The 22,769-nt window shown below is 69.9% G+C and carries 22 protein-coding genes and 1 pseudogene; 12 read left to right on the top strand and 11 right to left on the bottom strand.

Annotated elements, in window-relative coordinates:
- Nucleotides 1-9: 9 nt before the first annotated feature.
- Together HC362_RS32605 and HC362_RS32600 are read left to right on the top strand one after the other, a co-directional pair.
- Nucleotides 10-276, top strand: a complete 267-nt coding sequence (locus HC362_RS32605) for a monovalent cation/H+ antiporter complex subunit F (protein WP_243087946.1) — start codon at nucleotides 10-12, stop codon at nucleotides 274-276.
- Entirely contained in the window at nucleotides 273-794 is a 522-nt protein-coding gene (locus tag HC362_RS32600; protein ID WP_347568517.1) for a monovalent cation/H(+) antiporter subunit G, read from the top strand. Before HC362_RS32605 ends, HC362_RS32600 begins: the two co-directional genes overlap by 4 nt.
- Here HC362_RS32600 and HC362_RS32595 read toward each other — a convergent pair.
- From HC362_RS32595 to HC362_RS35115, 4 genes are all read right to left on the bottom strand, one after another.
- Nucleotides 718-1,002 carry a hypothetical protein gene (locus HC362_RS32595; protein ID WP_243088956.1) on the bottom strand — a complete coding sequence of 95 codons (285 nt, stop codon included), beginning with the start codon at nucleotides 1,000-1,002 and terminating at the stop codon, nucleotides 718-720. The genes HC362_RS32600 and HC362_RS32595 overlap by 77 nt on opposite strands.
- A 378-nt stretch (nucleotides 1,003-1,380) precedes the next feature.
- The gene (locus HC362_RS32590; protein ID WP_243087945.1) at nucleotides 1,381-1,815 is read right to left on the bottom strand and encodes an SMI1/KNR4 family protein; all 435 of its coding nucleotides are present in this window, start codon (nucleotides 1,813-1,815) and stop codon (nucleotides 1,381-1,383) included.
- Between the two features lie 427 nt (nucleotides 1,816-2,242).
- Nucleotides 2,243-4,390 carry a choline BCCT transporter BetT gene (gene betT / locus HC362_RS32585; RefSeq protein WP_279240162.1) on the bottom strand — a complete coding sequence of 716 codons (2,148 nt, stop codon included), beginning with the start codon at nucleotides 4,388-4,390 and terminating at the stop codon, nucleotides 2,243-2,245.
- 4 nt (nucleotides 4,391-4,394) lie between these two features.
- Nucleotides 4,395-4,811: a GMC oxidoreductase gene (locus HC362_RS35115; protein WP_347568516.1), complete on the bottom strand. Its 417-nt coding sequence runs from the start codon at nucleotides 4,809-4,811 to the stop codon at nucleotides 4,395-4,397.
- A gap of 723 nt (nucleotides 4,812-5,534) precedes the next feature.
- On the opposite strand from HC362_RS35115, the gene HC362_RS32575 reads away from it, so the two are divergent.
- Nucleotides 5,535-6,092 (top strand): GNAT family N-acetyltransferase, encoded by a 558-nt coding sequence (locus HC362_RS32575; RefSeq protein ID WP_243087944.1) that lies wholly within the window; start codon nucleotides 5,535-5,537, stop codon nucleotides 6,090-6,092.
- Here HC362_RS32575 and HC362_RS32570 read toward each other — a convergent pair.
- The gene (locus HC362_RS32570) at nucleotides 6,067-6,948 is read right to left on the bottom strand and encodes a sigma-70 family RNA polymerase sigma factor (RefSeq protein ID WP_243087943.1); all 882 of its coding nucleotides are present in this window, start codon (nucleotides 6,946-6,948) and stop codon (nucleotides 6,067-6,069) included. The genes HC362_RS32575 and HC362_RS32570 overlap by 26 nt on opposite strands.
- A 95-nt stretch (nucleotides 6,949-7,043) precedes the next feature.
- On the opposite strand from HC362_RS32570, the gene HC362_RS32565 reads away from it, so the two are divergent.
- Complete coding sequence (locus HC362_RS32565; RefSeq protein ID WP_243087942.1) at nucleotides 7,044-7,502, top strand: carboxymuconolactone decarboxylase family protein; 459 nt, start codon at nucleotides 7,044-7,046, stop codon at nucleotides 7,500-7,502.
- Between the two features lie 188 nt (nucleotides 7,503-7,690).
- Here the strand turns inward: HC362_RS32565 and pip are convergent, their stop codons facing one another.
- Nucleotides 7,691-8,653 carry a prolyl aminopeptidase gene (pip, locus tag HC362_RS32560; RefSeq protein ID WP_243087941.1) on the bottom strand — a complete coding sequence of 321 codons (963 nt, stop codon included), beginning with the start codon at nucleotides 8,651-8,653 and terminating at the stop codon, nucleotides 7,691-7,693.
- Nucleotides 8,654-8,937: 284 nt separating this feature from the next.
- On the opposite strand from pip, the gene HC362_RS32555 reads away from it, so the two are divergent.
- Nucleotides 8,938-10,830 (top strand): NAD(P)-binding protein, encoded by a 1,893-nt coding sequence (locus HC362_RS32555; RefSeq protein ID WP_243088912.1) that lies wholly within the window; start codon nucleotides 8,938-8,940, stop codon nucleotides 10,828-10,830.
- A gap of 265 nt (nucleotides 10,831-11,095) precedes the next feature.
- On the opposite strand, the gene HC362_RS32550 is transcribed toward HC362_RS32555, so the two are convergent.
- Complete coding sequence (locus HC362_RS32550; RefSeq protein ID WP_243087940.1) at nucleotides 11,096-11,989, bottom strand: NADP-dependent oxidoreductase; 894 nt, start codon at nucleotides 11,987-11,989, stop codon at nucleotides 11,096-11,098.
- Between the two features lie 70 nt (nucleotides 11,990-12,059).
- On the opposite strand from HC362_RS32550, the gene HC362_RS32545 reads away from it, so the two are divergent.
- The 4 genes from HC362_RS32545 to HC362_RS32530 all read left to right on the top strand — a co-directional run bounded on the left by HC362_RS32545 (nucleotide 12,060) and on the right by HC362_RS32530 (nucleotide 15,153).
- On the top strand, nucleotides 12,060-12,629 hold the full coding sequence (locus tag HC362_RS32545) for a TetR/AcrR family transcriptional regulator (RefSeq protein ID WP_243087939.1): 570 nt from the start codon (nucleotides 12,060-12,062) through the stop codon (nucleotides 12,627-12,629).
- 114 nt (nucleotides 12,630-12,743) lie between these two features.
- Nucleotides 12,744-13,109, top strand: a complete 366-nt coding sequence (locus HC362_RS32540; RefSeq protein WP_243087938.1) for a hypothetical protein — start codon at nucleotides 12,744-12,746, stop codon at nucleotides 13,107-13,109.
- A 416-nt stretch (nucleotides 13,110-13,525) separates the two neighbouring features.
- Nucleotides 13,526-14,149, top strand: a complete 624-nt coding sequence (locus HC362_RS32535) for an HD domain-containing protein (protein WP_243087937.1) — start codon at nucleotides 13,526-13,528, stop codon at nucleotides 14,147-14,149.
- Between the two features lie 371 nt (nucleotides 14,150-14,520).
- Nucleotides 14,521-15,153: a nucleoside deaminase gene (locus HC362_RS32530; protein WP_243087936.1), complete on the top strand. Its 633-nt coding sequence runs from the start codon at nucleotides 14,521-14,523 to the stop codon at nucleotides 15,151-15,153.
- A 261-nt stretch (nucleotides 15,154-15,414) separates the two neighbouring features.
- On the opposite strand, the gene HC362_RS32525 is transcribed toward HC362_RS32530, so the two are convergent.
- From HC362_RS32525 to HC362_RS32515, 3 genes are read right to left on the bottom strand one after another with little or no spacing between them, the layout of a single operon-like run.
- Nucleotides 15,415-16,002 carry a histidine phosphatase family protein gene (locus tag HC362_RS32525; RefSeq protein WP_243087935.1) on the bottom strand — a complete coding sequence of 196 codons (588 nt, stop codon included), beginning with the start codon at nucleotides 16,000-16,002 and terminating at the stop codon, nucleotides 15,415-15,417.
- 31 nt (nucleotides 16,003-16,033) lie between these two features.
- On the bottom strand, nucleotides 16,034-17,554 hold the full coding sequence (locus tag HC362_RS32520; RefSeq protein ID WP_243087934.1) for a pyruvate, phosphate dikinase: 1,521 nt from the start codon (nucleotides 17,552-17,554) through the stop codon (nucleotides 16,034-16,036).
- A complete protein-coding gene (locus HC362_RS32515) occupies nucleotides 17,551-18,177 on the bottom strand; it encodes a transcriptional regulator (protein ID WP_243087933.1) in 627 nt (208 codons plus the stop codon). The genes HC362_RS32520 and HC362_RS32515 overlap by 4 nt, the downstream gene beginning before the upstream one ends.
- Before the next feature lie 233 nt (nucleotides 18,178-18,410).
- Here HC362_RS32515 and HC362_RS32510 point away from each other — a divergent pair, with 233 nt between their 5' ends.
- The 3 genes and pseudogenes from HC362_RS32510 to HC362_RS32500 all read left to right on the top strand — a co-directional run bounded on the left by HC362_RS32510 (nucleotide 18,411) and on the right by HC362_RS32500 (nucleotide 20,909).
- A complete protein-coding gene (locus HC362_RS32510; RefSeq protein WP_243087932.1) occupies nucleotides 18,411-19,529 on the top strand; it encodes a TetR/AcrR family transcriptional regulator in 1,119 nt (372 codons plus the stop codon).
- A gap of 233 nt (nucleotides 19,530-19,762) precedes the next feature.
- A pseudogene (locus tag HC362_RS32505) lies at nucleotides 19,763-19,927 on the top strand (IS481 family transposase); the annotation flags it as partial.
- Between the two features lie 232 nt (nucleotides 19,928-20,159).
- Nucleotides 20,160-20,909 carry an SDR family oxidoreductase gene (locus HC362_RS32500; protein WP_243087931.1) on the top strand — a complete coding sequence of 250 codons (750 nt, stop codon included), beginning with the start codon at nucleotides 20,160-20,162 and terminating at the stop codon, nucleotides 20,907-20,909.
- Nucleotides 20,910-21,164: 255 nt separating this feature from the next.
- On the opposite strand, the gene HC362_RS32495 is transcribed toward HC362_RS32500, so the two are convergent.
- Complete coding sequence (locus tag HC362_RS32495) at nucleotides 21,165-22,628, bottom strand: hypothetical protein (protein ID WP_243087930.1); 1,464 nt, start codon at nucleotides 22,626-22,628, stop codon at nucleotides 21,165-21,167.
- Nucleotides 22,629-22,769: the final 141 nt, after the last annotated feature.

The following is a 22,769-nucleotide window of genomic DNA, read 5'->3' as shown; positions in this document are numbered from 1 at the left end:
CAGGCAGCCATGACCGTCCTGTACGTCGCCACTCTGGCCGGAGTGGCAGTGGCCGGCCTGCTCACCCTGCTGCGCCTGGTACGCGGTCCGCGCGCGCTCGACCGTGTCACAGCGCTGGATGTCCTGGTGACTATGGTCATCGCCGGGACCGCCGTGCGGACAGCGATGAACAAGGACACCACGGCCGTTCCCGTGCTCGTCGTTCTCGCCCTGCTGGCGTTCATCGGATCGGTGACGGCTGCTCACCTGATCGAGAAGAGAGAGGGTATGCGGTGACTGCTGTACGCGATCTGATCACCGCCGTGCTGCTGCCGAGCGGCGCGGCCTTCTGTCTGCTCGGTGCCTTGGGCCTGCTTCGCTTCGCGGACATCGGGAGCCGCCTGCACGCCGCCGCAAAGGCCCAGACCCTCGGCGTACTGCTCATCCTGGTCGGAACGAGCGTACAAATGCCCCTGCACTACGCGCTGGTGCTGCCGCTCGTCGCCCTGTTCCAACTGTTCACCACCCGATCACCAGCCAGATCATCGGCCGCACCGCCTACCGCACCCGCGGGCTCGAGCACCGTCTCCTGTTCAAGGACGAACTCGCCGACCGTCTCGCACAGGACGGCACCCTCGTGGACGAGACGAACCGGACGCCGCCACAAGAGGACGACGCGGAGCGGTAGCCTCGACCGCGCCCTCTCGAAATGCAGTTCCGCCTCCGCGACCGGGCGCCTCAGCGGTTGGTCAGCAGCACCCACGTGTACCGGCCCCTTTTACTGCACCGGTACGACTCCCAGTCCCCCGCGGTGATGCCCGCCTGGCCCGCGCTCTCGCAGGCGGCTCGGGTCGAGAACCTGCCTCGGCTGACGTCGGCGGGTGATGCCTTGGCGGCGGAGGCGTCAGCGACCGACGGCTGCGCAGGTGCTGCTGACTCGGCTGCGACCGCTGTGGCAGTCAACGATGCGGTGAGAGCCAGCACGGTCGTAGCGAGGCCGAGAGACCTGCGAATTGTGTTCATGGCGTCCTCCAAGGAAGGGGTTTGGACAGTTCGGCGACTGAGCAGTGCTGGTGCTGCCTGCGTCTACGTCACTAATGGTGTGAATTGCGCAGTCCAGGGGCATTCAAGCCAAAGGCTGCGCAATATGCTGCCTGTGAGTGACACGAATCCATCCGCGGGGTCGCGTCTCGCGCTGTGAGCCTGGACCCGAAGGACTCCGGGCCGGGGGCGAACGGGCGGGCCGCCGACGGCCACCAGTTGCCAGACCCAGCGGCGGCGAGTCCAGGGTCCGGCACCACGAGGTCCGGCCCGACTCCAGCGCGGCGACGAACGGGTAGGGCCGCCGGGCGCCAGGTCGCAGTGGACAAGTTTGCTGAAACCGGCGCCGGATCTGATCGACTACCGGTACCAGTCATCTCCGCCGTCGGTCAGAGACCGGACGAGGTAGTCCTGCAAGTCGCGGGCAATCCACCGGCGGCTGTCGTCCTCGTGTTCCCACACGAAGATGTCGGCTCGTGAAGGGATACGGACGAAGGCGAACTGATCGCCGCCGCCGTTGTCGCCGAAGAAGAGCAGCGCGTCGAACGACATATACAGATCTGCGAAGGCCCGATCGGACCAGAAGTGAAGATTCTGCTCGACGATCTGCTGCAAGGGCCAGACCGTGTCCACCCCATCCTGCCCCACCATGCCGTCCGTCTCCCGGAGCAAGCTCACCAACTCGGACGGCATCGGACATCCCAGCCGTTGCTCAGCGGCAGCCACCCTCCCCGCGTCGACAGGCACGCTGAACTCAACCCCAGGGAACGCTTGGCGGGCGATCTCTCTCCACATGCGCTCAGCCTAGGCAAATCGACCGAGCAACTCCCCTGGCACCCCGGACATGTACCCCTCGGCAGCGGTTGAACGACAAGCCACCTGGCTGCTGATCCACTACATCCAGTCGCTCTTCGTCGGGACCAGTTGTGTGCGGGGGGCTCCCTGTTCCCGACCCGGGCGAATCGGCCCGGATCGGCCCGGATCGTCACCGGAGGTGAAAGCACCCACGTCCCGGACGGCCTGACGGCCTATGAGATTCCCCTCCGTGTGAGCGAGGTGTTTCTTCACGTGTACGACGTCGCAGCCGTCCTCCGGGCTGCGCACGCTCGTTCACCCGTTCACCGAAACGGAACCCGTCCCACGACTGCTCGGGTTCCTCTGTCCGGAGCCCGACCTGCTGCGCCTCTACGTCGACACCGAGGACACCCATGGAAGGGCGGACTCAGAACCCCTCCTCCGGGGGTGCCTCGGCCTCCGGGGTGTCGGGGCGGTGTCCGGGAATGGTCGAGCGGGCGGCGGCCTCCCGGTGCAGGCGCAGGAACTCCATGTGCCGTTCGTACTGGTCGAGGATGTCCCCGATGAGCTGTTCCCGGCTGTACCCCATGACGTTGTAGCCCTGGCTGCCCTGCGGCAGATGGACCTCGTACCGCACATAGGTGTCGTGCTCGGTGACCGTACGGGTGGCGAAGGCGGGGGCCGGTACCTCGACCGGCCGGAGCCAGTAGGTGAATTCCTCCTGCTCGCCGATCGGCACCCGCAGCCCCAGGCTCGGCAGGGTGATCTCCTCGTCCCGCTCCTCCTCGACCGTGGCCCCGGCACCCTGGAGTTGCAGTTCCCCGGCGACCTCCTCCAGGGCCGGGCGGGCCACCTCGTCCGCGAACCGCGAGGCGGTACGGCGGCCGGGGAAGCTCATCGCCCGGGCGAGCCGCTGCCGCCAGTGCCGCTCGGCGACCGCACCGTGGTGCGTGGTCCGCCCGGAGAGCGACGACGGCATCGTGGTGACCTGCGCGGCCTCCCGCATGTGTTCGAACCGTAGCGCCTTGTAGAGGCCCCCGATGATCAGGAACATCACGAAGGAGAACGGCAGGCCCATCACGATCGTGGCGTTGGTCAGCGCGTCCACACCGCCGACGAGCAGCATGGCGAGGGTGAGCAGGCCGGTCGCCGAGGCCCAGAAGATCCGCAGCCACGCCGTGGTGTCGGTGATCGGGGTGGGCAGGTGCGAGCTGAGATTGCCCATCACCAGCGCGCCGGAGTCAGCGGAGGTGACATAGAGCAGCAGCCCGACGAAGGTGGCCAGCCCGGCGCTGAAGGTCGCTCCGGGGTACTGCGCGAGCAGCCCGTAGAAGCCCTGCTCGGGAGCGTCCATGGCGGTACGGCCGAACTGGGAGTTGCCGTCCCGGATGATGCCCAGCGCGCTGTTGCCGAAGACGGAGAGGAAGATCAGGGTGAACAGCAGCGGGATCACCAGCGTGGCCGCCACGAACTGCCGGATGGTCCGGCCGCGGGAGATCCGCGCCAGGAAGAGTCCGACGAACGGCGCCCAGGCGATCCACCAGGCCCAGAAGAAGAGCGTCCAGGAGTTGAGCCAGTCGGTCGGCTGGTCCCATGCGAAGGTGTTGAGCGTCATCGACGGGAAGCGGCTGACGTAGTCGCCGATGTTGAGGATCAGCGCGTTCAGCAGCCGGATGGGGCTGTCCACGAAGAGGATGTAGAGCATCAGCAGGACGGCGAGCAGCACGTTGAGCTGGGACAGCCGCCGGATGCCTTTGTCCACGCCCGCCACTGCGGACACCGTTGCCATCGCCACGGCCACGATGATCAGGCCGATCTGTGCGGGCAGTCCCTCGTCCACCCCGAAGAGATAGTTCAGGCCGTAGTTGAGCTGCACCACGCCGATGCCGAGCGACACCGAGATACCGAAGACCGTGCCGATGATGGCGGCGAGGTCCACCGTGTCGCCGATCCGGCCGTGGATGCGCCGGCCGATGATGGGGTAGAGCGCGGACCGGATGGCGAGCGGCAGCCGGTAGCGGAAGGCGAAGTAGCCGAGAACCATGCCCATCAGGGCGTACATGGCCCAGCCGGTGACGCCGTAGTGGAAGAGCGTCCACACCACGGCCTGCCGGGCCGCCTCGATGGTCTGGGCCTTCCCCTCCGGAGGGTCGAGATAGTGGGTGACCGGCCCCGCCACCGAGAAGAACATCAGGTCGATACCGATCCCGGCGGCGAACAGCATGGCTGCCCAGGCGAACACCCCGTAGTCCGGCGTGGACTGCTGGGGCCCCAGCTTGATGCCGCCGTACCGGGACACGCCCACAGCCACCACGAAGACGAGATACAGCGTGGCGGCGAGGAAGTAGTACCAGCCGAACCAGGACGAGATCTTCGCCACCGCCACGCCGAGGGCGTCCTCGGCGCCGGACGGCGTGAGGATGGCCCAGGCCGAGACGGCGAGGATCAGCAGGGACGCTCCGAAGAAGACGGTCGGCTTCAGCCGGATGCCGTCGCCGGGGTGGGTGACCGCCGTCGGCAGCTTCGTCCGGGGGGCGTTCTCGCCGCTTGGGCCGTTGTCTCCGTCTGCCGACAAGGTCTCAGACCTCCTGTGCGCGGTAGTGGTGGAAGCCGGCGGTGAACGGCGGCAGCGGAGTGCTGCCGAGGCTCGGCTCGGTGGACTTCTCGGCCGGCCTCATCACCGACGCGTACATGTTGGCGTTGTCGAGGGAGGGCACGGCGGGCGCGGCCACCACTCGCAGCCGCTCGACCCCGTGCAGCCGTATGGACTCCGGGTCCGGCACGGACAGCTGGTCGGTGCTCAGTCGGGCGGCGCAGGGCGGATGGTAGGCCGTCTCCGCGTCCTGGGCGAACCACGCCGGGATGTCCTCGCCCGTCTCCAGCGAGTGGCCCGGGAGCCTCTCCCCAGTGTCGTACCCGACCGGTGCGGACTGCCGCAAATCCCGGGCGGCGTGCTGGCCCCGCCACTCGACGGTCTCGGCGACGCAGGGATCCATGCGCGTGGAAAAGGGCAGGCAGCGCGCGCAGTCCCAGAACTCTGTGCCCGGGTCAGAGACCCGGCATTCCGGGGCCCTCGGATTTCCCCGCTTGGAAATCACCCCGTTGATGGAACTCGATCCCCCGAGTAGCCGACCGCGCTCGTGGTTCACCCGCCGGGCGTCCATGTGCGGTTCCGGCTCGGAGACGTAGCGCCAGTCGTACAGGGGATTACCGATGACCATCTTCAGCGCGGCGGGCATCTGAGCGAGCACATCCCAGGTCCAGTGCGAGTGCCCGGCCTCCAGCGCTGGGATCCGGTCTCCGTGTCGGCGCTCACCCGATTCACCGGGGCACGCTTCGCGGAGCCACCGCCGACGGTGGTGAAGTCGTACTCCACCCGGCCCATGCACGCTCCTCGGGTCGCGTCGCAGCACAGTGTGACGGGTCCAACGTAAGAAATGGCCATTCCTGCGCCTCACGGTAAGGGTGCATTCATCCCGATCCGCGAAAGGACCCGCCAGGTTCACCCCGCGGCTCACCGCCACCGGTGTGCTCCGACAGCCCGACGGCTCCGAGCGCGCACAGGCCCGCCCCATCCGGGCAGCACAGCGACGGCGTTCCAGGGCATGGTGCGGTCCCCGTGATCACACCAGCTACCCCGAGATCATCCCTGTGCGAAGCAGCTCTGCGTCCGGCGGAATCCGATGGCGCCATGCAGCTGAGACGTCAAGAATCGCCGGATGCGTGAAGTGAAGCTGTCCGACGGGATCATCACTCTGTCCCCGCTGCGCCTGGACGATGCGGAGGCGCACCTCGCAGGGGAGGATGAGCAGCTGGTGCGCTGGCTCAGCGGCGGTCCCGGCACACGCGAGGGCGTCGAGGCTTACATCCGGCACTGCCAGGAACAGTGGGACACCGCCGGCCCGCTCCGCGCTTTCGGTATCCGAGTGGGCACCGACGAAGCGCTCGCGGGAACGATCGACCTGCGGTTCACGGTAGAGGGTTCGTCTCCCGGCCAGGTGAATGTCGCCTACGGCCTCTACCCGTCCTGGAGGGGACGCGGCCTGGCCACCCGCGCGGTTGTCCTGGCCTCTCGGTACGCGGCAAGTTCGGGAGCGAAGGAGGCCGTGATCCGGGCAGAGCCGGAGAATGTCGCGTCTGCCGCAGTCGCACGCCGAGCGGGGTTCATCCCTGGCGAACCACCACAGGGCGAGGACGGGACACGGCTCGACTGGTACATCCAGGACCTGAGTAGCCTTCGCCGGCAGGGAGTCACACCGGGTCGGGCAGGTTCATGAGGGCGAGTTCGGCCGGGTCGATCACGGCGGTGATCTCGGTGATGTGACCGTCGATGACGGTGAAGGCGAGGACGGAGAGCGGGGTGCCGTCTTCGTTCCAGGAGATGACGCCTGGTCGGCCGTTGACGGTTGCCGTATGTCCTCGTGCTGCGCTGCCGGCCAGTCGCGCGCGGGTGGCGACTTCGGTGGCGCCGAGCGTGACGAATGTGCCGTTCGGGGTGTGGACGGTGAACTTCACCTCGGGATGGAGGACGTGCAGCAGCTGCTCGAACCGACCGTCGCGGGCCGCGGCCAGAAAGGCTTGCACCACCTCGCGTTGGTGTCGTCCGGCGCTGGTCGGATGCTGGGCGGCGGCGGCTCGTACTTTCCGGCGGGCACGGCTGGTGAGCATCTTGGTCGCGTCGACGGACCTGCCGAGGATTGTCCCGATCTCCGCGAAGGGCACCGCGAACACGTCGTGCAGTACGAACGCCAGTCGTTCGTCCGGACGCAACGAGTCGAGGACCGTCAGGAGCGCAAGGCCGACGGAGTCCCCGAGTGCCACGAGTTCTTCCGGAGCGGGAGCGTCGTCGAGTGTCACGGTGAATTCGGGCAGCTGGTCGTCGAAGGAGACTTCCGGGCGGGTCCGGCCGGACCGCAGGAGATCGAGGCTGATGCGGCCGACCACGGTCGTCAGCCAGGCGCCGAGGTTGTCGATGGCGTCGGTGTCCTGGCGGGAGAGACGCAACCACGCTTCTTGGACCACGTCTTCCGCGTCGGCGTGTGATCCGAGCATGCGGTACGCGACGGCTCGGAGCCGGTCGCGGTGGGACTCGAAGGCGTCGGCGATCGAGTCCGTGGGATGGGTGCCGGGCATGGTGTTACCTCCCTGGAAGCTGCTCCGTCATAGGGATGACGGGCGCAAGCCCCGCAACGTAACCCGCCGAAGGCCCGATGAAGGAGCACTCTTCCATGGAGAACCGGCTCAAGAGCAAGAACACGAACAACCCCGAGGTGGGAGCTGCGATCCAGCACCTCTGCAAGGCGATCGCCGCGGGAGGCGTCGATCCGAAGCTGCTCGCGCTGGTGCATCTGCGCGTCAGCCAGATCAACAGCTGCTCGGCGTGCGTCTACGCCAGTGTCGCCGGAGGGAAGAAGGCAGGCGACACCGATGAGCGGCTGCACAGTGTGGCGGCGTGGCATGAGGCGCCTTTCTACACCGACGCCGAGCGCGCGGCACTGGCGCTGGCCGAGGCCGCCACCCGGCTGCAGGACGGCGCGGAGGGCGTCACCGACGAGATCTGGGAAGAGGTCAACGCCCACTTCACCGAGGAGCAGATCGGCGCGCTCAACCTGGAGATCGCGCTGACCAACTTCTTCAACCGGATCAACCGCACCATCAAGGAACCGGCCGGCCAGAGCTGGAGCTGAAGCCGGAAGGGGTGACACCGGCGATACCGGCGATACCGCTGAGGTCGCTCGCTCAGCGAGTCGGCCTACCGGTTCTTCCGCGGCAGGCCAGGTGACACCCCCGACAACGACGAGCGCCCGGCGCAGCCAATGGCACCGTCTTCCGGTGCCGGGGATGAGGGAGGCAGGGAACAGGTGCAGCGCCGGGCCTAGAATCCGACTGCGAAGCGGTCGAGGGCGCGCAGTACGCAGTCGCGTGTCGCAGCGTTGCCCAGATGGCCCGCGGTCTCGACGACATTCAGCTCAGACCCGGCCCAGGCGCGGTTGAGCTCCCACGCGGTATCGAGCGGGCTGCCCATGTCGAGTCGGCCGTGGACCAGGACGCCAGGAATCCCCGCCAACCGGTGGGCTTCGCGCAGGAGGACACCCTCCTCCAGCCATGCCCCATGGGAGAAGTAGGAGGAGCAGATGCGGACCAGGGCCAGTTGGGCGGCCGGAGGGCGGTCGCCGTACGGGTTCGAGGCACCGTTCGTCTCCCCGGACAGGACCGCGTCTTCCCAGGCGCACCAGTCGGCCACCGCCTTGTTCCGTACGGCGGCATCGGTGTGCTCCATCAGGCGCGCGTAGGCTGCGACGACGTCACCGTCGCGCGGCGTACCGGGCACGCCTGCGAGGAAACGCGCCCACTGCTCGGGGAAGAACCGGCCGACGCCTCGGTACAGCCAGTCGATCTCTGAGCGCCGGGTGGTGGTCACGCTGGAGATGACGATCTCGGACACTCGCCCGGGGTACTGCTCGGCGTAGGCCAGGACAAGCGTGGACCCCCAGGAGCCTCCGAACAGCAGCCAGCGGTCGATGCCCAGATGTTCCCTGAGCCGTTCCATGTCCGCGATCAGGTGCTGGGTGGTGTTGTGCCGCATGTCGGTCGCGGGGTTGCTCGCGTGCGGGGTGCTGCGCCCACAGCCTCGCTGGTCGAACAGGACGATCCTGTACCGGTCCGGATCGAAGTACCGGCGCATGCCCTCACCGCGCCCTGACCCCGGGCCACCGTGAACGACGAGCGCGGGCTTGCCGTCCGGGTTGCCGCAGACTTCCCAGTACACGAGGTTGTTGTCGCCGACGTCGAGCATCCCCTTCTCGTGCGGCTCGATCGGCGAGTACCGCCCATCCACTTCCCGACCTCCTCACACCCGGGTACCGACTCCGGCGGTTGAGAACGGCTCGAACGCCTCGACGTTGAAGTCCGGGACCAGAAGGAGCAGTATCGCAGTGGCACCGGGTGGTGGCGCCGCGCGCGAGCGATACCCGTGCGGTCGGCTCCCCGGGCGTGAAGACCGGATCCCGGGCCCGGGTGCTGGACCCGCACCCGCGAATTCTCGTGCGGTCGGTGGCCTGGCACGCTACGCACGTGGCTACGCTTCCCGATCAGTTCGACCCCGACCGTTTCGCCGGACACATGATCGTCTGCGGCGACGACGCGCTGGCGCACCGCCTGGCGGCGGAGCTCCGCGACCTCTACCGGGCGCGCGTCACGCTCGTCCGCCCGAGCAGCGGGACAGCCGGCCGACCGCGCCTCGCCCTCACCCGGCAGGGCCGGGCTGCGGCGCTGCTGGGCCGGGTCTCCACAGCCGTGACCGGTGGGTCGCCCGGCCCGGCAGCGGCACCGTCCGAGGTGGAGGCCGACGAGCCGACGGAAGAGGTGCTGGAGTCGGCGGGTGTGGCCGGGGCCGCCGCGTTGGCCCTCGTCTACGACGATGACGAGACGAACATCCACGCCGCTCTCGCAGCCCGTAGGCTCAACCCGGAGCTGCGGCTGGTGATCCGGCTGTACAACCGCAGGCTCGGCCAGCACTTGGAGCAGCTCCTCGACCAGGCCGCCATGGTGGCCCTGCCGGACGCGGACGCCGCCACCATCGACGCGTCCACCACCGTGCTCTCCGACGCCGACACGGCCGCACCCGCCCTGGCTGCCACCGCGGTCGCGGGCACCAGCAAGGTCGTCCACGCCGACGGACTGCTGCTGCGTGCGGTGGAGCGCACACCTTCCGACCACGCGGGCACCAACTCGGGCCTGTGCACTCTCGCTCTGCTGTCGGCGACCGTCAACGACCCGGCGGGTGAGGAGGGTTCGGACAGCAGCGGAACGGCCGGTCCCCAACTCCTCCCCGATCCGGACGCGATCAGTGCTGCCACTGGTCGGGGCACGATCGTCCTCGAAACCGTCTCCCACACCCGCCCCGCGTCGCCGTCCGGACGCATGGCCGGCCGGGGCCGCCCGCTCGCCGAGCTCTTCTCCCGCCGGCTGCGTTGGGCCGTCGCCGTCACCGCACTGGCCGTGCTGGCTCTGGCGGTCGTGTCCTGGTTGATCACGGGCGACCATCTCCTCCACGCCGCCTACGTGACGCTGCTCAATCTGTTCTCCATCAACGACCCGGCACTCGGCGAGAGCACAGCGCGACAGGTGCTTCAGCTGCTGACCGGGCTCGTCGGCCTTGTTCTGCTGCCGCTTCTGGTGGCGGGTGCCCTCGAGGCGCTGGGCGCGTTCCGCAGCGCCTCGGCCCTGCGCCGCCCTCCACGCGGGCTGTCCGGTCATGTCGTGCTGCTCGGACTCGGCAAGATCGGTACCCGGGTCCTGGCCCAGTTGCGCGACCTCGAGATCCCCGTCGTCTGCGTGGAGGAGAGCCCCGAGGCACGCGGGGTGGCCCTGGCCCGGCGGCTGCGCGTGCCGACCGTGATCGGTGACGTCACGCAGGAAGGCGTCCTGGAAGCCGCCAAGATCCACCGGGCTCACTCTCTGCTGGCCCTCACCAGCTCGGACACCACCAACCTCGAGGCCGCCCTCTATGCCCGTACGGTCAAGGCGAACCTGCGTGTGGCGCTGCGGCTGTACGACGACGATTTCGCAGCCGTCGTGTTCCGGACCCTGCGCGCGGCCCACCCCGACGCGCTCACCCGCAGCCGCAGCGTCTCGCACCTGGCTGCTCCCGCTTTCGCCGGGGCGATGATGGGGCGGCAGATCCTCGGCGCGATACCGGTGGAGCGCAGGGTGCTGGTGTTCGCCGCGCTGACGGTCGCGGGCCATCCGCAGCTGGAGGGCCGCACCATCGAAGAGACCTTCCGGCCCGGCGTCTGGCGGATCCTCGCCCTGGACACCACGGAGCCGGCTGAACGGCGCCCCGACCTGGCCAGCCCGCGCCCGGTCGATGAAGAGCAGCGCCCGACCGGTCTGGTCTGGGAGCTGGAGCCGGGCTACGTCCTCAAGCCCGACGACCGCGTGGTGCTGGCGGCGACCCGTCGCGGACTGGCCGAGTTGCATGGACAGCCGCAGCCGCCGGGCGCCGGACGCTGAGCCGTCCTTGAAACCGCTTGTGGCCCGGCCGAGTCTCGGGGGTCCGGGCTTCCCGTCCGCCCTCCACGGCTGATCGGCTGCGGCGTCACCAGGTAACCGTGGCTGTGGCACCGGTGGCGGTTGCCTCAGGCGTGGGCTGCGGTGACCTGGCAGCCGTCCTTGCCGAGCGGACTCGCGACGCGAGGCGCGCTCGCGCCGCCGCTCACCACCGCATCAGGGGATTCAGCTCGCCGGATCAGGGGCCGGGCGGCTGGCTGGAACCGGGTCAGACGAGGATGACCCGGCGCCCGCGCGTATGACCGGCCTGACTGTCGATGTGCGCTGCCGCGGCCTCGGCGAGCGTGTAGGACTTCTCGACAGGGATGTGGAGTTTGCCCCGCGAGATGAGATCGACGGCCTCGGCGAGAGCATCCGGCACGCTCCCGGCCACGCCGGAGAAGCGGACTCCGAACTCCGGCGCGCCGAGATCGGCGATGGAGATCACCTTCTGCGGGTCCCCGGTCAGCTCGACGAGTTCGCGAATCACGCCCGAGCCAGCCAGATCGAGGGCGGCGTCGACATGGCCGAGCTGTCGCACCCGTTCGACCCAGCCCTCGCCGTACGTAGTGGCGAGGGCACCCAGGCTGCGCAGATAGTCCTGGTTCGCGGCCCCAGCGGTGCCGATCACCGTGATGCCGCGGTCACGGGCGATCTGCAGCACCGCAGAACCGACTCCCCCGGACGCACCGCTGACCAGCAGCGTCTGTCCGGGCCGCACTCCGGACTCGCGGATGATGCGCAGCGCGGTCTCCACCACGGAGGGGTACCCGGCGGCCTCCTCGAACGTCAGCTCACCGGGCATACGGGCCCAGGCGGAGAGAACGGCGAACTCGGCGTAGGTGCTGGAGCCTTCACCGAACACGTGGTCGCCGACCTCGACGCCTTCGACGCCGTCGCCGACCTCGTCCACCACCCCAGCGGCGTCCTGCCCGACTCCGGCGGGCAGCTCGATCGGATGGGCCTTCAGTACCTGGCCTTCACGGACTCTCCAGTCCACGGGGTTCACGCCGGCTGCCCGTACGGCGATGCGTACCTGGCCGGGGCCCGCGTGGGGCTCCTCGGCGTCTATGAGTTGCAGAACGTCCGGACCGCCGAACTCGGCGAAGCTCACCTTCTTCATACGAAGGACCGTAACACTAACAGTTAGCTTTTTGAAACTGCTTCAGTTACGCACTTGATAGCGTCAGCGCATGACCGTGCCGTCCGGACGCCGTGAGCGCAAGAAAGCCGCGACCCGCCAGAAGATCGCCGACACCGCCATGCGGCTCTTCCTGGAACACGGGTACGACGCGGTGGGTATCCGCGAAGTGGCCGCTGAGGCCGACGTGGCCGTCACCACGCTCTTCTCCCACTTCGCCTCCAAAGAGGCGTTGGTGTTCGAGCAGGACGAAGACTTCGAGCAGCGCCTCACGCAGGCGGTCACCGGCCGGGCGCGGAACGAACCGCTCATCCCCGCACTGCGCCACGAGATCCAGGCCCTGGTGCGGCATTGCACGGCGGAGGGCGCGGCGCCCGTCTGGCGCATGATCGACGAATCACCCGCCCTGCGGAAGTACGAGGAGTCGATGAGGCTGCGCCACGCGGAGACGCTGGCAGCAGCCATCGCCGCCGACCCCGAACTCTCACGGACCGCAACGGCGAGCCGGACGATCGCGAGGTTCGTGATCGACGCCTACTCACTGGCCCGCGAAGCGGCCGATCCGGAGGCCGCGGTGGAAGAGATCTTCCGGATGATCGAGGCAGCCTGGGAGGCCACCTGACCTCCTGACCGCCCGCGCGATCTGTCCGAGGACCGCGGCCATGGCCACCGACTCGAGACCCGCTGACCTGGACCCACCGTTTCACGGCGGACCGGGGGTGAGACCCTGCTGCGCATGCCGGATTCCACGCGAGAGACGACACACGACGATCAACTGGCGCATCAAACTCTGGACCGGCGCAGACGGGTGGCGGAGGCCGGAGTGGAGTCGGCCACCGACAAGCAGATCAGATACCTCCTGGTGCTGGCGTCCAAGGTCAGACGTGACCGGTTCGACGCGGAGTTCAACAAGGCGGTCAAGGGCACAAAGACAGCGCCGCGCAGCCCCGATGAGACGACGCAGGCAGCCGTGAGGCGGCTGACGAGAACGACAGCCGGCAGACTGGCCACCGCGCTGACCAACTGGGAGCACGCCAACGAGGGTCCGAAAACGGAACCAGTGCTCTGCTACCAGCAGCGGAAAACAATGGGCTTCTGGTGACCGGGCAACCGACGGATGTCCCCGGATACTGACGTGACTGGTCGGCCTGGGCGGTAGCACGGAGGCTGCGCGGGATCTCGCGCTCGCTGTGCCGCCTCCTCCGCGTCCCTCGCCCGCACTGCAGCGCCGGCAGCCCGAGCGCTGCTGGGGCGGACGAGGCCGCCCCAGCAGGCGCCCGCTGGCCTAAGGCGACTTCACCCACCCGCTCCGGCACGGGACTGCGGTCCGGGCGTACGGCCGGCTCTGCGCGGGTGCCACGCCACGCCTTCTCACGTACGACCGGACACGCTCCCTCGCGCGTCAGTAACTGTTTCCGAACCCCTGTGGGAGACCGGCACCGAGGCGAAGTCTGGTTTGCTGGGGTCCTGTGCGGATTCGGCTTGTCGTCGCCGTGACGGTGAAGGGAGCTGTTCGTCATGTTGCAGGTTTTCGAAGCGGCGGCCGGTTGGTCGTCTGTCCGTGAGCGATTGGTGGGGCGCGTCAGGGACCAGGATCTGGCCTCGCTTGATGAGGCGGTGGAGTTCGCTGTCCGGTGGCACGCGGACCAGACCCGTCCGGCGGGTGAGCCTTATGTGGAGCATCTGCTTGAGGTCGTGTGCGTGTTGGTCGAGGCCGTGGGAACGACTGATATCGATGTGTTGCGCGCGGCCGTTCTCCACGATGTTGTCGAGGACACAGAGTGTTTGCTTGAGGATGCGCGGGAGTGCTTCGGTGACCGCGTCGCGGTCTTGGTCGACTGGGTAACCAAGCCCCCGCGGGCGCAGGGCCAGTCTCGAGAGGAGGCGCGGGCTGCGTATTTGGCGCGCTTGCGCACCGCCCCGCCTGACGCCCTGTTGGTGAAACTGGCGGACCGGCTGAGCAACGTGCAGCGGCTGGACACGCATCCACGGCCGGAGAAACGTCGTTCGTACTATCTGGAGACGGTGGACTCCATCGTCCCGCTGGCGCAGTCCCATCCGTGGTTCCGCCAGTGGTATGCGGCCTGGCGCGATACCTTCGGCCATGTGGCCGGCGACAGTCCGAACGCGCTCTCGCAGTGATACGTGCTGCGTGCGCTCCCGGACAGGTTCTCGCCCTCAGACCCTGACACTGGGCCTTTCCCCACCTTGCACCGCGTCGAGCAGAAGACCGCATCCGAACGGGCGACCGACACCAGCCACCCCCGGGTCCCGCACTCACGACCACCACGCCCAGCCAGCACCGTCCCGCTCAGCCGCGACCCGCCGCCGCAACCGGCACTCAAACCGCCACTGCCTGGCACGGCACGCCGACGAGCAGAATGCTGCCTCCGGCACGCCACATCGAGGACACCCGGCTCGCCCAGTTCCTGGAGCGGGGCCATGCCTGGCCTGCCACGACTCCCGGTCGACCACCGACCACTACCCGTCGGTAGAAGTGCTATCCAAGGTAGATGACTTTCCCGGAGGCGTCCCGGCGCCGCTTTCTGCACGCGGCAGCCGCAGCCGCGCCGGCGGCGGTGCTCGGCACTCCCGCACCCGCGACCGCGCACGCCGCAGGCGCCTCGGCCGACCCCGCCCGAAACCGGGAACGGCCCTCCGGCAACGGGGAGCACTGGAGCGGGACCTGGCCGGACGGGCTGCGGGACGCTGTGTCGGAGGCCATGCCCGTCGCCGTGGCGTGGGCGCGCGGCGCGCACCAGCCCTTTGGCGCCGTACTCGTCCACACGGATACCGGCGACATCGCGGCGGGGGCCGGCAACACCACCGAACGGTTCGGTGACAGGACCGCCCACGCGGAACTCGACCTGCTGCGCGAGGCCGCCGCGGCGGGCCTGCGCCCCGCCTCGTACGCGGTGGTCAGCACCGCCGAGCCGTGCGCCATGTGCGCGGGCGCACTCGTGTGGGCCGGCGTACGGGCCGTGGCCTTCGGCACGTCCATCGCCAAGCTCGTCTCCTACGGCCTCCCCCAGATCGACCTGCCCTTCGACGAGATCGTCCGGCGCTCACCGCTGCCGCACCTCGCGGTGGGGCGCGATGTACGGCCGGATCTCACCGATCCGCTCTACAAGGACCTGATGCGGTAACCCACCCGCCCGGGCGGGGCGAGGAAAGCCTCGACGACCCCGACCAGGAGAAGGAGGCCACTGCCGCATGAGGGTGCGCACTCTGATGACCCTGGCACGACATCAGCAGGCCGCCGCGCGCCCCGGACGACTGGTCGGCCTGAGCGGTCGGTCAGGGCGCACAACTCCTGCGGGATGCAGGACATTTCCGCGCTTCCCCATGTGGCCTGGAGTGCTCCGGCATCCGTCCGCAGACCTTCCATGTGACGGGTGGCGGGGGCCTCAGGGGCGTGGGCAGGTGCCGAAGCCGGTCCACCGCAGGTCGGGCGGCAGGTGGCCCATGTCGTTGTAGAGCAGCAGCGTCGGTGCCGTGCCGTCGCGGTACTCGATGGCGGTCAGCGCCGTGTTGCCGCAGTTCAGGCCCAGCCAGCGGGCCGGGGGCGCGTCGAGGGCGTGCCGGACGAGCCAGGCCACCGGGTAGGCGTGGGTGACCAGGACCTCGTGGGTCTCGGTGGCGGCGGGGCGGGCGAACCTGGCGGTGAGGGCGGCGGCCTGCGCCTCGCCGGCCGTGGCCTCCTCGGCGTCGTACCCGTCGAAGAACGGCGCCCACTCCGGCGGCAGTTGTGCTGGCACGTGTGGCACGTGGTCGACCAGTTCCGGGGCCTCCCGCACGGTGGCCCCGGGCAGGTGGGTGCCGATGACCCGCGCGCAGCGGACCGCCCTGGGCAGGGGCGAGTGCCATACCGCGTCGATCGGCAGGGCGGCCAGGCGCCGGCCGACGAGATCCGACTGCCGCTCTCCGACGTCGGTCAGTTCGCCTAAGGCGTCGGCGGCGCCGTGGCGCAGCAGGTAGAGGTGTCGAGTCGGCATCGCCGCTCTCCTTTCGGGGTTCTGGGTCGCGTCAGGTGTCACCGCGGGACGCCAGCACGGCGTGCGCCTCGGCGAGACGCTGGGACTCGCCGCGTTCCGAGTGGTCGCCCGTGACGTCGTCGGCCCAGGCGAGCAGTCGGTGGAGGTGGTCGCCGGCCGGGCCGGTAAGCACGCGGGGGCGGCCAAGGGCGACTTCGCCGCTGGTCCCGTCGATGGTGACGAGGGTTCCGTCGTCGAGGGAGAGACCGCCGACCGTCACGGTGCCGGCGCTGCTGTCGACGGTGAGGCCGGGGACACCCACGACCGCGGGCTTGCCCATGGCGCGCGCCACGACCGCGGCGTGGCTGGCCGGCCCGCCACGCGCGGTGACGATTCCCGCGGCCGCGGCGAGGCCGTACATGTCGTTCGGGGAGGTCTCCGGGCGCACCAGCACGACCGGGCTGTCTTCGGCCATGCGCACCGCCCGTTGCGGGCTGGTCGCCACCCGGCCGGCTGCGACGCCCGAGCATGCGCCGATTCCCCGGGCGAGAACGTCGGTCGCCTGGGACGGGGCGATACGCGGCGTACGGACGCGCCCGAGGTGCTCGGTCGAGACCCTGCGCAGCGCCTCGTGACGGCTGATCACGCGCTCATCGACGAGTTCGGTGGCGAGGCGGACGGCGGCACCGCCGGCGAACCGGCCGGGCCTGACCTGGAGGAGCCACAGTTCGCCGGACTGGTAGGTGAACTCGACGTAGCAGGCGTCCCGGTAGTGCCCCTCGATCCGGCGCAGGGCGTCGCGCAGCTCCGCCCACACCGCCGGTTCCCGGTCGGCGAGCGCGCTCAGCGGCCGGGTCGTCGAGGCGCCGGACACGACGTCCTCCCCCTGGCGCTCGAACAGGACCTCGCCGTACGGGGCGTTCTCGCCGGTGTTGGGATCGCGGCTGAACGCGACCCCCGTGCCGCTGTGGGCGTCGCGGTTCCCGAACACCATCGACTGGACGATCGCGGCCGTGCCGAGGCCGTTCGGGATGTCGTGCACGGCGCGGTAGGCGCGGGCACGCGGTGCGTCCCAGGACGAGAAGACGGCCTCGATCGCCAGCTCCAACTGGCGATCGGCGTCGTCCGGGACCGGTGCGTCGTCGGTGGTCACGGCGGCGAGGCTCGTCAGGGACCGCTGCCGTGAGTCCTCGGCGAACGCCCGGTCGCCCGTCTCGGCGGCCAGGCCGGCAGTGGCCCCGGTGGTGAGGCCGAGGTTGAGGATCGTGCTCATCATGCCGGGCATGGACACGCCGGCGCCGGAGCGTACGGACACCGCGAGCGGCTGGCGCCGCCCGCCGAACGTGCGGCCGGTGGCGCGTTCGAGGTCGGCGACGGCGGCCGCGAGCTCGTCGTGGAGCCCGTCGGGCAGGCGACCGTCGCGCAGGAAGGTGCGGCAGGCCTCCGTGGTGACGACGAACCCGGCCGGCACCCGCAGCCCGAGGCGGTGCAGGAGGACGAGGCCGAGCGCCTTGCCGCCGAGTTCGTCCGCCCCCGCGTCCAGCTCGGCGGATAGCGCGCGGATCCATCTCACCGTTGCTTCCCCAAGGTGGCGAGCAGGTCTTCGTGCAGCTCCGCCCACACGGTGTGGTACGAGGCGAGGTCGTCGGTCACATACTCCAGCGCACCGGCCGCTGCGCGGTCGAGGGCATCGGCGAGCCGGATCCGGTAGCGACCGAACCGGGGCAGGGCTGCGGCAAGTTCGGCGCAGAGCGGGGCGACGCGCCGGTCGAGGTCGGCGAACCGGTCGAGAACCCGGGCGTCGTAGGCCGGGTCGCGGTGGTCGTTGGCGCTCACGACGCCGTCGACAGTGCGGAGCTGCCAGGCCCCGCAGAGGTCGAGCAGCTCCGGGTTGAGGACGAGGAACCGGTCGAATGCCGCCTCGACGGCACTGCGGGCGCCGACCGAATCGAGCTCGTGGGCGATCCGCTCGACGTCCGCGGCGCGGCCGGCGTCGGTGAGCGCCCAGGAGGGTGGGTCGCCCGGGTACCGGGTGACGAGTCCGGCGGCCCCGAGGTCGATGAGCTCGGACTCGAGGTCGGATTCGTCGAGGCCCGTGACCCTGTGCAGCCGTGCCGTGCCGGCGGCGCCGACGCAGCGCAGGGCGTGCAGGGCCAACAGGGCGGCGTCCGGGGCGTGGGCCTCTGGTGCGTTCATGCGGGGTTCCTTCATCCGGTGGTTGGGTCCAGGTCCGCGGGGCGCGGCAGGCGTGAAGGCATGGGCGACGGGGCTGACATCCGCCCAGGCCCGCAGCCGGCCGAACTCCCCACCAGCCCGTCGTTTCGAGCCCGTTGCCGGCCACATCCCCACCCTCCGATGCTCACGATTTTCCGATGCCGCCATCATCTGGATGCTGTTTGTATCATGCCATGGGAGTGGAAGGGGACACGATGGCGAGGTTGACCCGGGTGCAGCAGCAGGAGCGGACGCGGGCGGCGGTGCTGGTCGCGGCGCGCGAGGAGTTCACCGAACACGGCTATACGGAGGCCAAGGTGGATCGCATCGCCGAGCGCGCCGAGCTGACCAGAGGCGCGGTCTACTCCAACTTCACCGGCAAGCGCGCGCTCTACCTCGCGGTGCTCGTCGACGATGCCGAGCGGGCGGGGGCCACCGCCGAACCCCCGGTGGAATCGCCCGACTCCGCCGGGCAGGCGCTCGGCGCGTTCGCCCGCGTCTGGCTCGAACGACTGCCTCTCGCCGACGACACCCCGGGGAGCGGGCACCTTCAGCTGCGCTCGTTGTCCGGCGTACTCGACACCGCGCCGACCAGGGCCGCGCTGGCCGAACTCGTCCGGTTCGAGGCTCTGTTGCTCGCCCTGGCCCTGGAGTCGCGCCCCGGCGCCGACACCCGGATGGTGCGCCTCGCCGCGCTGGCCCTGACCCTGCTGCACGGCGCGGCCGGCCTCGCGGAGAACGCCCCTGGCGTCGGCGACCCGTTCGACCTGGCCAACGCCGCAGAGCAGCTGGCCGACATCGCCCTCACGGACGATGCGGAGCCACCCCACCTGCCGTTCGTCGCTCCGGCGCGATCGGCGGAGGACCGATGGGCGGCACCCGGCGGGCTGCGCGACGAGCTCACCGGCCACCCGGTCGACCTCGGCGACGACGGCGTGGTCGTCGTGCTGGGCGCGGCCCGGCTCTCCGCGGCCGAGGAGGCGGTGCGCGCGGCACGGCCCGGCGACGAGGTGACGATCGTCGTCGTGACGGGCGACCCGGCCGAAACCGGCCGACTCGCCCGACTCCGGCTCCTCGACCTCGTCGGCTGCCTGCGCCGGGTCTTCACGGCCGGGGAACTGCCGAAACTCCGCGTGGTGTTCGACGACGCCGGCGCGGTCCCCACGGCCCTCGGCCGGAGCTCGGTCGACGACGCCACTGAGCTCGGGGTCCGGGTGGCCGACGAACTGATCGTGGCCCGCGCGGAGGGGCGCGGCGCCGGCCATGCCGTGGCCCGCCACGACGCCGTCGACCGTGGCTGGCGGAGCCGGAACCGGACCAAGGCAACGCCCTGACGCCCCGTCAGCCAGAGAGCGGGGAAGTTGCCGCTGAAAGTACGGCGCGGGTCGCGGCACCCGCGCCAGCCGAGGAGGCGACTCGGCGACATTCTCTGTCACTTCACCTGAGGCGCCCGCGAGCTGCCCGTCCCGCGCATGGCGAACCCGGCGCCCCGGTCGCCTCGTTCGCCGTCCCTCCGCGCGCGGGTGTCCTGACGGCAGACCGCCGTCGCCTTGGAGGCCCGCAAAGACGGGTTGCCTGCACCGAAGCGCTGCCCGACGAGAAAGCCCCCACCGCTGACGCCATCCCGCACCGGGCCGGGGCCTGGTTCGCAGCCCACGGCATCATCAGCGTCGAACGCATCGTGACGGACAACGGCGCTTGCTACCGTGGCAGCGCGTTCGCCCAGGTCCTGCTCGGCGCAGCTCCAGTCACCCAGGGTTGCCCCGTATGGGGGTGTGAGTTATCCGGTGAGGGGCGAATTGTGCCAGGCGGTGCCGAGCATTGCCCGGTGAACGGCGTTGCCACCGAGTCGGCAGTCGCGCGGGGATCTTCCAGGACCTGCGTTAGAAATGTCCGAAATCTCCATTTAGTCTCAATGGGAAGGCGGCCAAGCGGGCGTCGGCCATGAGGCGAGGGAGAGCGGAATGCCGGAGAACACGTTGCAGGGCAAGGTCGCGGTCATCGGCGGGGGTGAGAAGAACCTGGGCGGGCTGCTGAGCAGGACTTTCGCTCAGGACGGTGCGAAGGTCGTGGTCCACTACCACACGTCGGACGACGACGCAAAGCGGACGGTGAAGGACGTACAGGATGCCGGCGGGCAGGCCGTCTCCGTCCAGGGCGACCTGACTCAGGTCGCGGACGTGCGTCGACTGTTCGAAGCTGCGCAGGACGCCTTCGGCAGGGTGGACGTGGCGGTGAACACCACCGGCATGGTGCTGCGCAAGCCGATCGTGGAGATCAGCGAGGAAGAGTACGACCGTATGTTCGGCATCAACGCCAAAGCGGCGTTCTTCTTCATCCAGGAGGCCGGACGGAACCTCAACGACCACGGCAAGATCATCAATCTGGGCACGTCCCTGCTGGCGGCCTTCACCGACGGCTACTCCACCTACGCGGGCGGCAAGGCGCCGCTGGAGCACTTCACACGCGCCGCGGCCAAAGAGTTCGCCGACCGGCACATCTCGGTCAACACCGTGGCACCGGGACCGATGGACACGCCCTTCTTCTACCCGCAGGAGACCCCGGAACGGGCCGAGTTCCACGCCTCACAGGCCATGGGAAACCAGCTCACACACATCGAGGACATCGTCCCCGTGATCCGGTTCCTGGCCACTGAGGGCTGGTGGTTCACCGGCCAGACCCTGTTCCCCAACGGGGGCTACACCACCCGGTGACTCGTCTGTTCCTTGAGCACCGGTCGCCGATCGCGGGGATTTCGTGGCGGATCGATTTCAGCCGCAGTGTGCGACAGGCCGTGTCGAGGGCGGCATCGGCGGTCGGCTCAGTCGAGCCCCGCTGGCGGCGGCCACATCACATCGCCTCTTCCCCCACGGGCAACCAGCTGTTGAGCTCACAGACGCGTGAACAGCTGATCGGCGCGATCGAGCACTTCCGTATCGCCGGGACCGCCCAGTCGTGACCTCGCAGCGCTAGGAAGCGGGCGCGGCGAACCCTGTCGTGGTGAAGGACGCCTTGTTCCGGGACGTCGTGCCGTCGGTGATCCACCAGTGCGTCGGATGCTCACCGTAGAGGCGGAACTCGGTGCTGGGGTCCCAGTTCAGGACGAGTTCGTCCTTGCCGTCGCTGTCGAAGTCGGCCGCCCCCGCCGGCCGGGCGTGCCGCCATTTGCCGGGCGTCTTGCGGCCGTTGGCCCTCGCAGGTCCTTGGCGCAGCACCGGGGTGCGCTCGTCGCCGTCGATGAGTGTGGCGCCCTCGTACGTGGCGACCAGGATGCCATCGCGGCCGTCGCCGTCCGGGTCGGCGGACATGAAGCCGCCGGGCCCGTAGTCGGTGGCCGCGCCCTTGGGTGCCTTGGGCAGCCGGTGGGTGGCCGATGCACCGCCCTTCCCGGGGTAGACGGTGAGCGATCCGTCGACTTCGGGCGCCTCCGTCTCGTAGCCGGGTTCGTCGTTTCGGCCACCGTCGTCGCCGATGGCCACATCGCGCAGCCCGTCGCCGTCGAAGTCGCCGAATGCGTAGGCGTTCCCGCGACGCAGTTGCCTGCCGTTCGCGGACAGGCCGGTGCCGCGGGCGGCCGGGTAGAGGGTGTTGCCGGACTGTTCGCCATCGCTCACGTCGTGGACCAGCAGGGAGGTGGCACGCGGCTTGCCGGACGGGTCGATGTCGTCCGCGACGAGCCGTCCGTCCGACCCTGGCAGGCGGGTATCGGTGCGCGTCGGAGCACCGGACCGGGTGAACGGGCCGTACAGCAGCACGAGGGAGGAGCGGTCACGCTCGAACGCCGCGAGATCGTGGTGCCCGTCCCCGTCGAAGTCGCCGCGCACAACGGATTCGAGGCCCAGCTTCGACACGCTGTCCGGAAGCCGCACCGGGGTCGCCTCCGTCCCCGCAGCGGGCCCGTGCGGTCCGCCCCAGCTCACGTACGGGATGCTGCGCGGCGCTGTGACCTTCCCGGCCGTCGCGCGCTTGCCCGCGACGGTGGTGACGAAGTCCGGGAAGCCGTCGCCGTCCAGATCGGCGGTGACCACCCTGCCGGCGGCGACCGCGGCGCGCCCAGCGCCCGCCGCCTGACGGGGCAGGCCCAGGTCCCGGTCCCGGTAGACCGTACGTGTCGAAGGGTCCGGCCCCTTGGCCGAGCCGTAGACCACACCGACCTGCTCACCGCGGCCCGGGGCGTCCCGGTCGCCGTGGGTGTAGACAGGCACCATGAGGTCGCGGTATCCGTCCCCGTTGATGTCGTCGGGGTCCTTCGACCCCTTCCCCGCCTTCGGCGCCCGGCTCTCGGCGGGCGCGCTGGGCACCTCGGCGGCCGGCGTTCCGCCACCCGAGGCGGACGGCTGATGGCCCGTTCCGTCACTGCCGCATCCGGCAAGCGAGGCGAGCAGAACGCAGACGCCGACAGCGAAACCCGGTACAGCTGTACGAGACCTCATACGCCTCACCCTCGCACCCCGCGCCGTCCCGACTCCAGCCTGGGCAGGCGGCCGTTGCCCACTCGTTGTCGGTCAGCGGAGCGCGTACCCCACCTGGACTGCCGTCGGCGGAAGCGGTCTGCGCACTGCCGGCGCAGGCAC

The organism is Streptomyces sp. 891-h (assembly GCF_022760275.1).
Classification (GTDB): Bacteria; Actinomycetota; Actinomycetes; order Streptomycetales; family Streptomycetaceae; genus Streptomyces; species Streptomyces spirodelae.
Note: the sequence above shows the minus strand (reverse complement) of the source record. Positions and strands in the feature narration are given on the sequence as shown.

Coding starts and splice junctions, on each gene's coding strand:
- HC362_RS32565 (WP_243087942.1), top strand. CDS start 7,044: ATGGAGAACCGGCTCAAGAGCAAGAACACGAACAACCCCGAGGTGGGA.
- HC362_RS32545 (WP_243087939.1), top strand. CDS start 12,060: ATGACCGTGCCGTCCGGACGCCGTGAGCGCAAGAAAGCCGCGACCCGC.
- HC362_RS32575 (WP_243087944.1), top strand. CDS start 5,535: ATGCGTGAAGTGAAGCTGTCCGACGGGATCATCACTCTGTCCCCGCTG.
- HC362_RS35115 (WP_347568516.1), bottom strand. CDS start 4,811: ATGGATCCCTGCGTCGCCGAGACCGTCGAGTGGCGGGGCCAGCACGCC.
- HC362_RS32495 (WP_243087930.1), bottom strand. CDS start 22,628: ATGAGGTCTCGTACAGCTGTACCGGGTTTCGCTGTCGGCGTCTGCGTT.
- HC362_RS32605 (WP_243087946.1), top strand. CDS start 10: ATGACCGTCCTGTACGTCGCCACTCTGGCCGGAGTGGCAGTGGCCGGC.
- HC362_RS32500 (WP_243087931.1), top strand. CDS start 20,160: ATGCCGGAGAACACGTTGCAGGGCAAGGTCGCGGTCATCGGCGGGGGT.
- HC362_RS32510 (WP_243087932.1), top strand. CDS start 18,411: ATGGCGAGGTTGACCCGGGTGCAGCAGCAGGAGCGGACGCGGGCGGCG.
- HC362_RS32525 (WP_243087935.1), bottom strand. CDS start 16,002: ATGCCGACTCGACACCTCTACCTGCTGCGCCACGGCGCCGCCGACGCC.
- HC362_RS32570 (WP_243087943.1), bottom strand. CDS start 6,948: ATGCCCGGCACCCATCCCACGGACTCGATCGCCGACGCCTTCGAGTCC.
- HC362_RS32595 (WP_243088956.1), bottom strand. CDS start 1,002: ATGAACACAATTCGCAGGTCTCTCGGCCTCGCTACGACCGTGCTGGCT.
- HC362_RS32590 (WP_243087945.1), bottom strand. CDS start 1,815: ATGTGGAGAGAGATCGCCCGCCAAGCGTTCCCTGGGGTTGAGTTCAGC.
- HC362_RS32555 (WP_243088912.1), top strand. CDS start 8,938: ATGATCGTCTGCGGCGACGACGCGCTGGCGCACCGCCTGGCGGCGGAG.
- HC362_RS32535 (WP_243087937.1), top strand. CDS start 13,526: ATGTTGCAGGTTTTCGAAGCGGCGGCCGGTTGGTCGTCTGTCCGTGAG.
- HC362_RS32530 (WP_243087936.1), top strand. CDS start 14,521: ATGACTTTCCCGGAGGCGTCCCGGCGCCGCTTTCTGCACGCGGCAGCC.
- HC362_RS32540 (WP_243087938.1), top strand. CDS start 12,744: ATGCCGGATTCCACGCGAGAGACGACACACGACGATCAACTGGCGCAT.
- HC362_RS32550 (WP_243087940.1), bottom strand. CDS start 11,989: ATGAAGAAGGTGAGCTTCGCCGAGTTCGGCGGTCCGGACGTTCTGCAA.
- HC362_RS32515 (WP_243087933.1), bottom strand. CDS start 18,177: ATGAACGCACCAGAGGCCCACGCCCCGGACGCCGCCCTGTTGGCCCTG.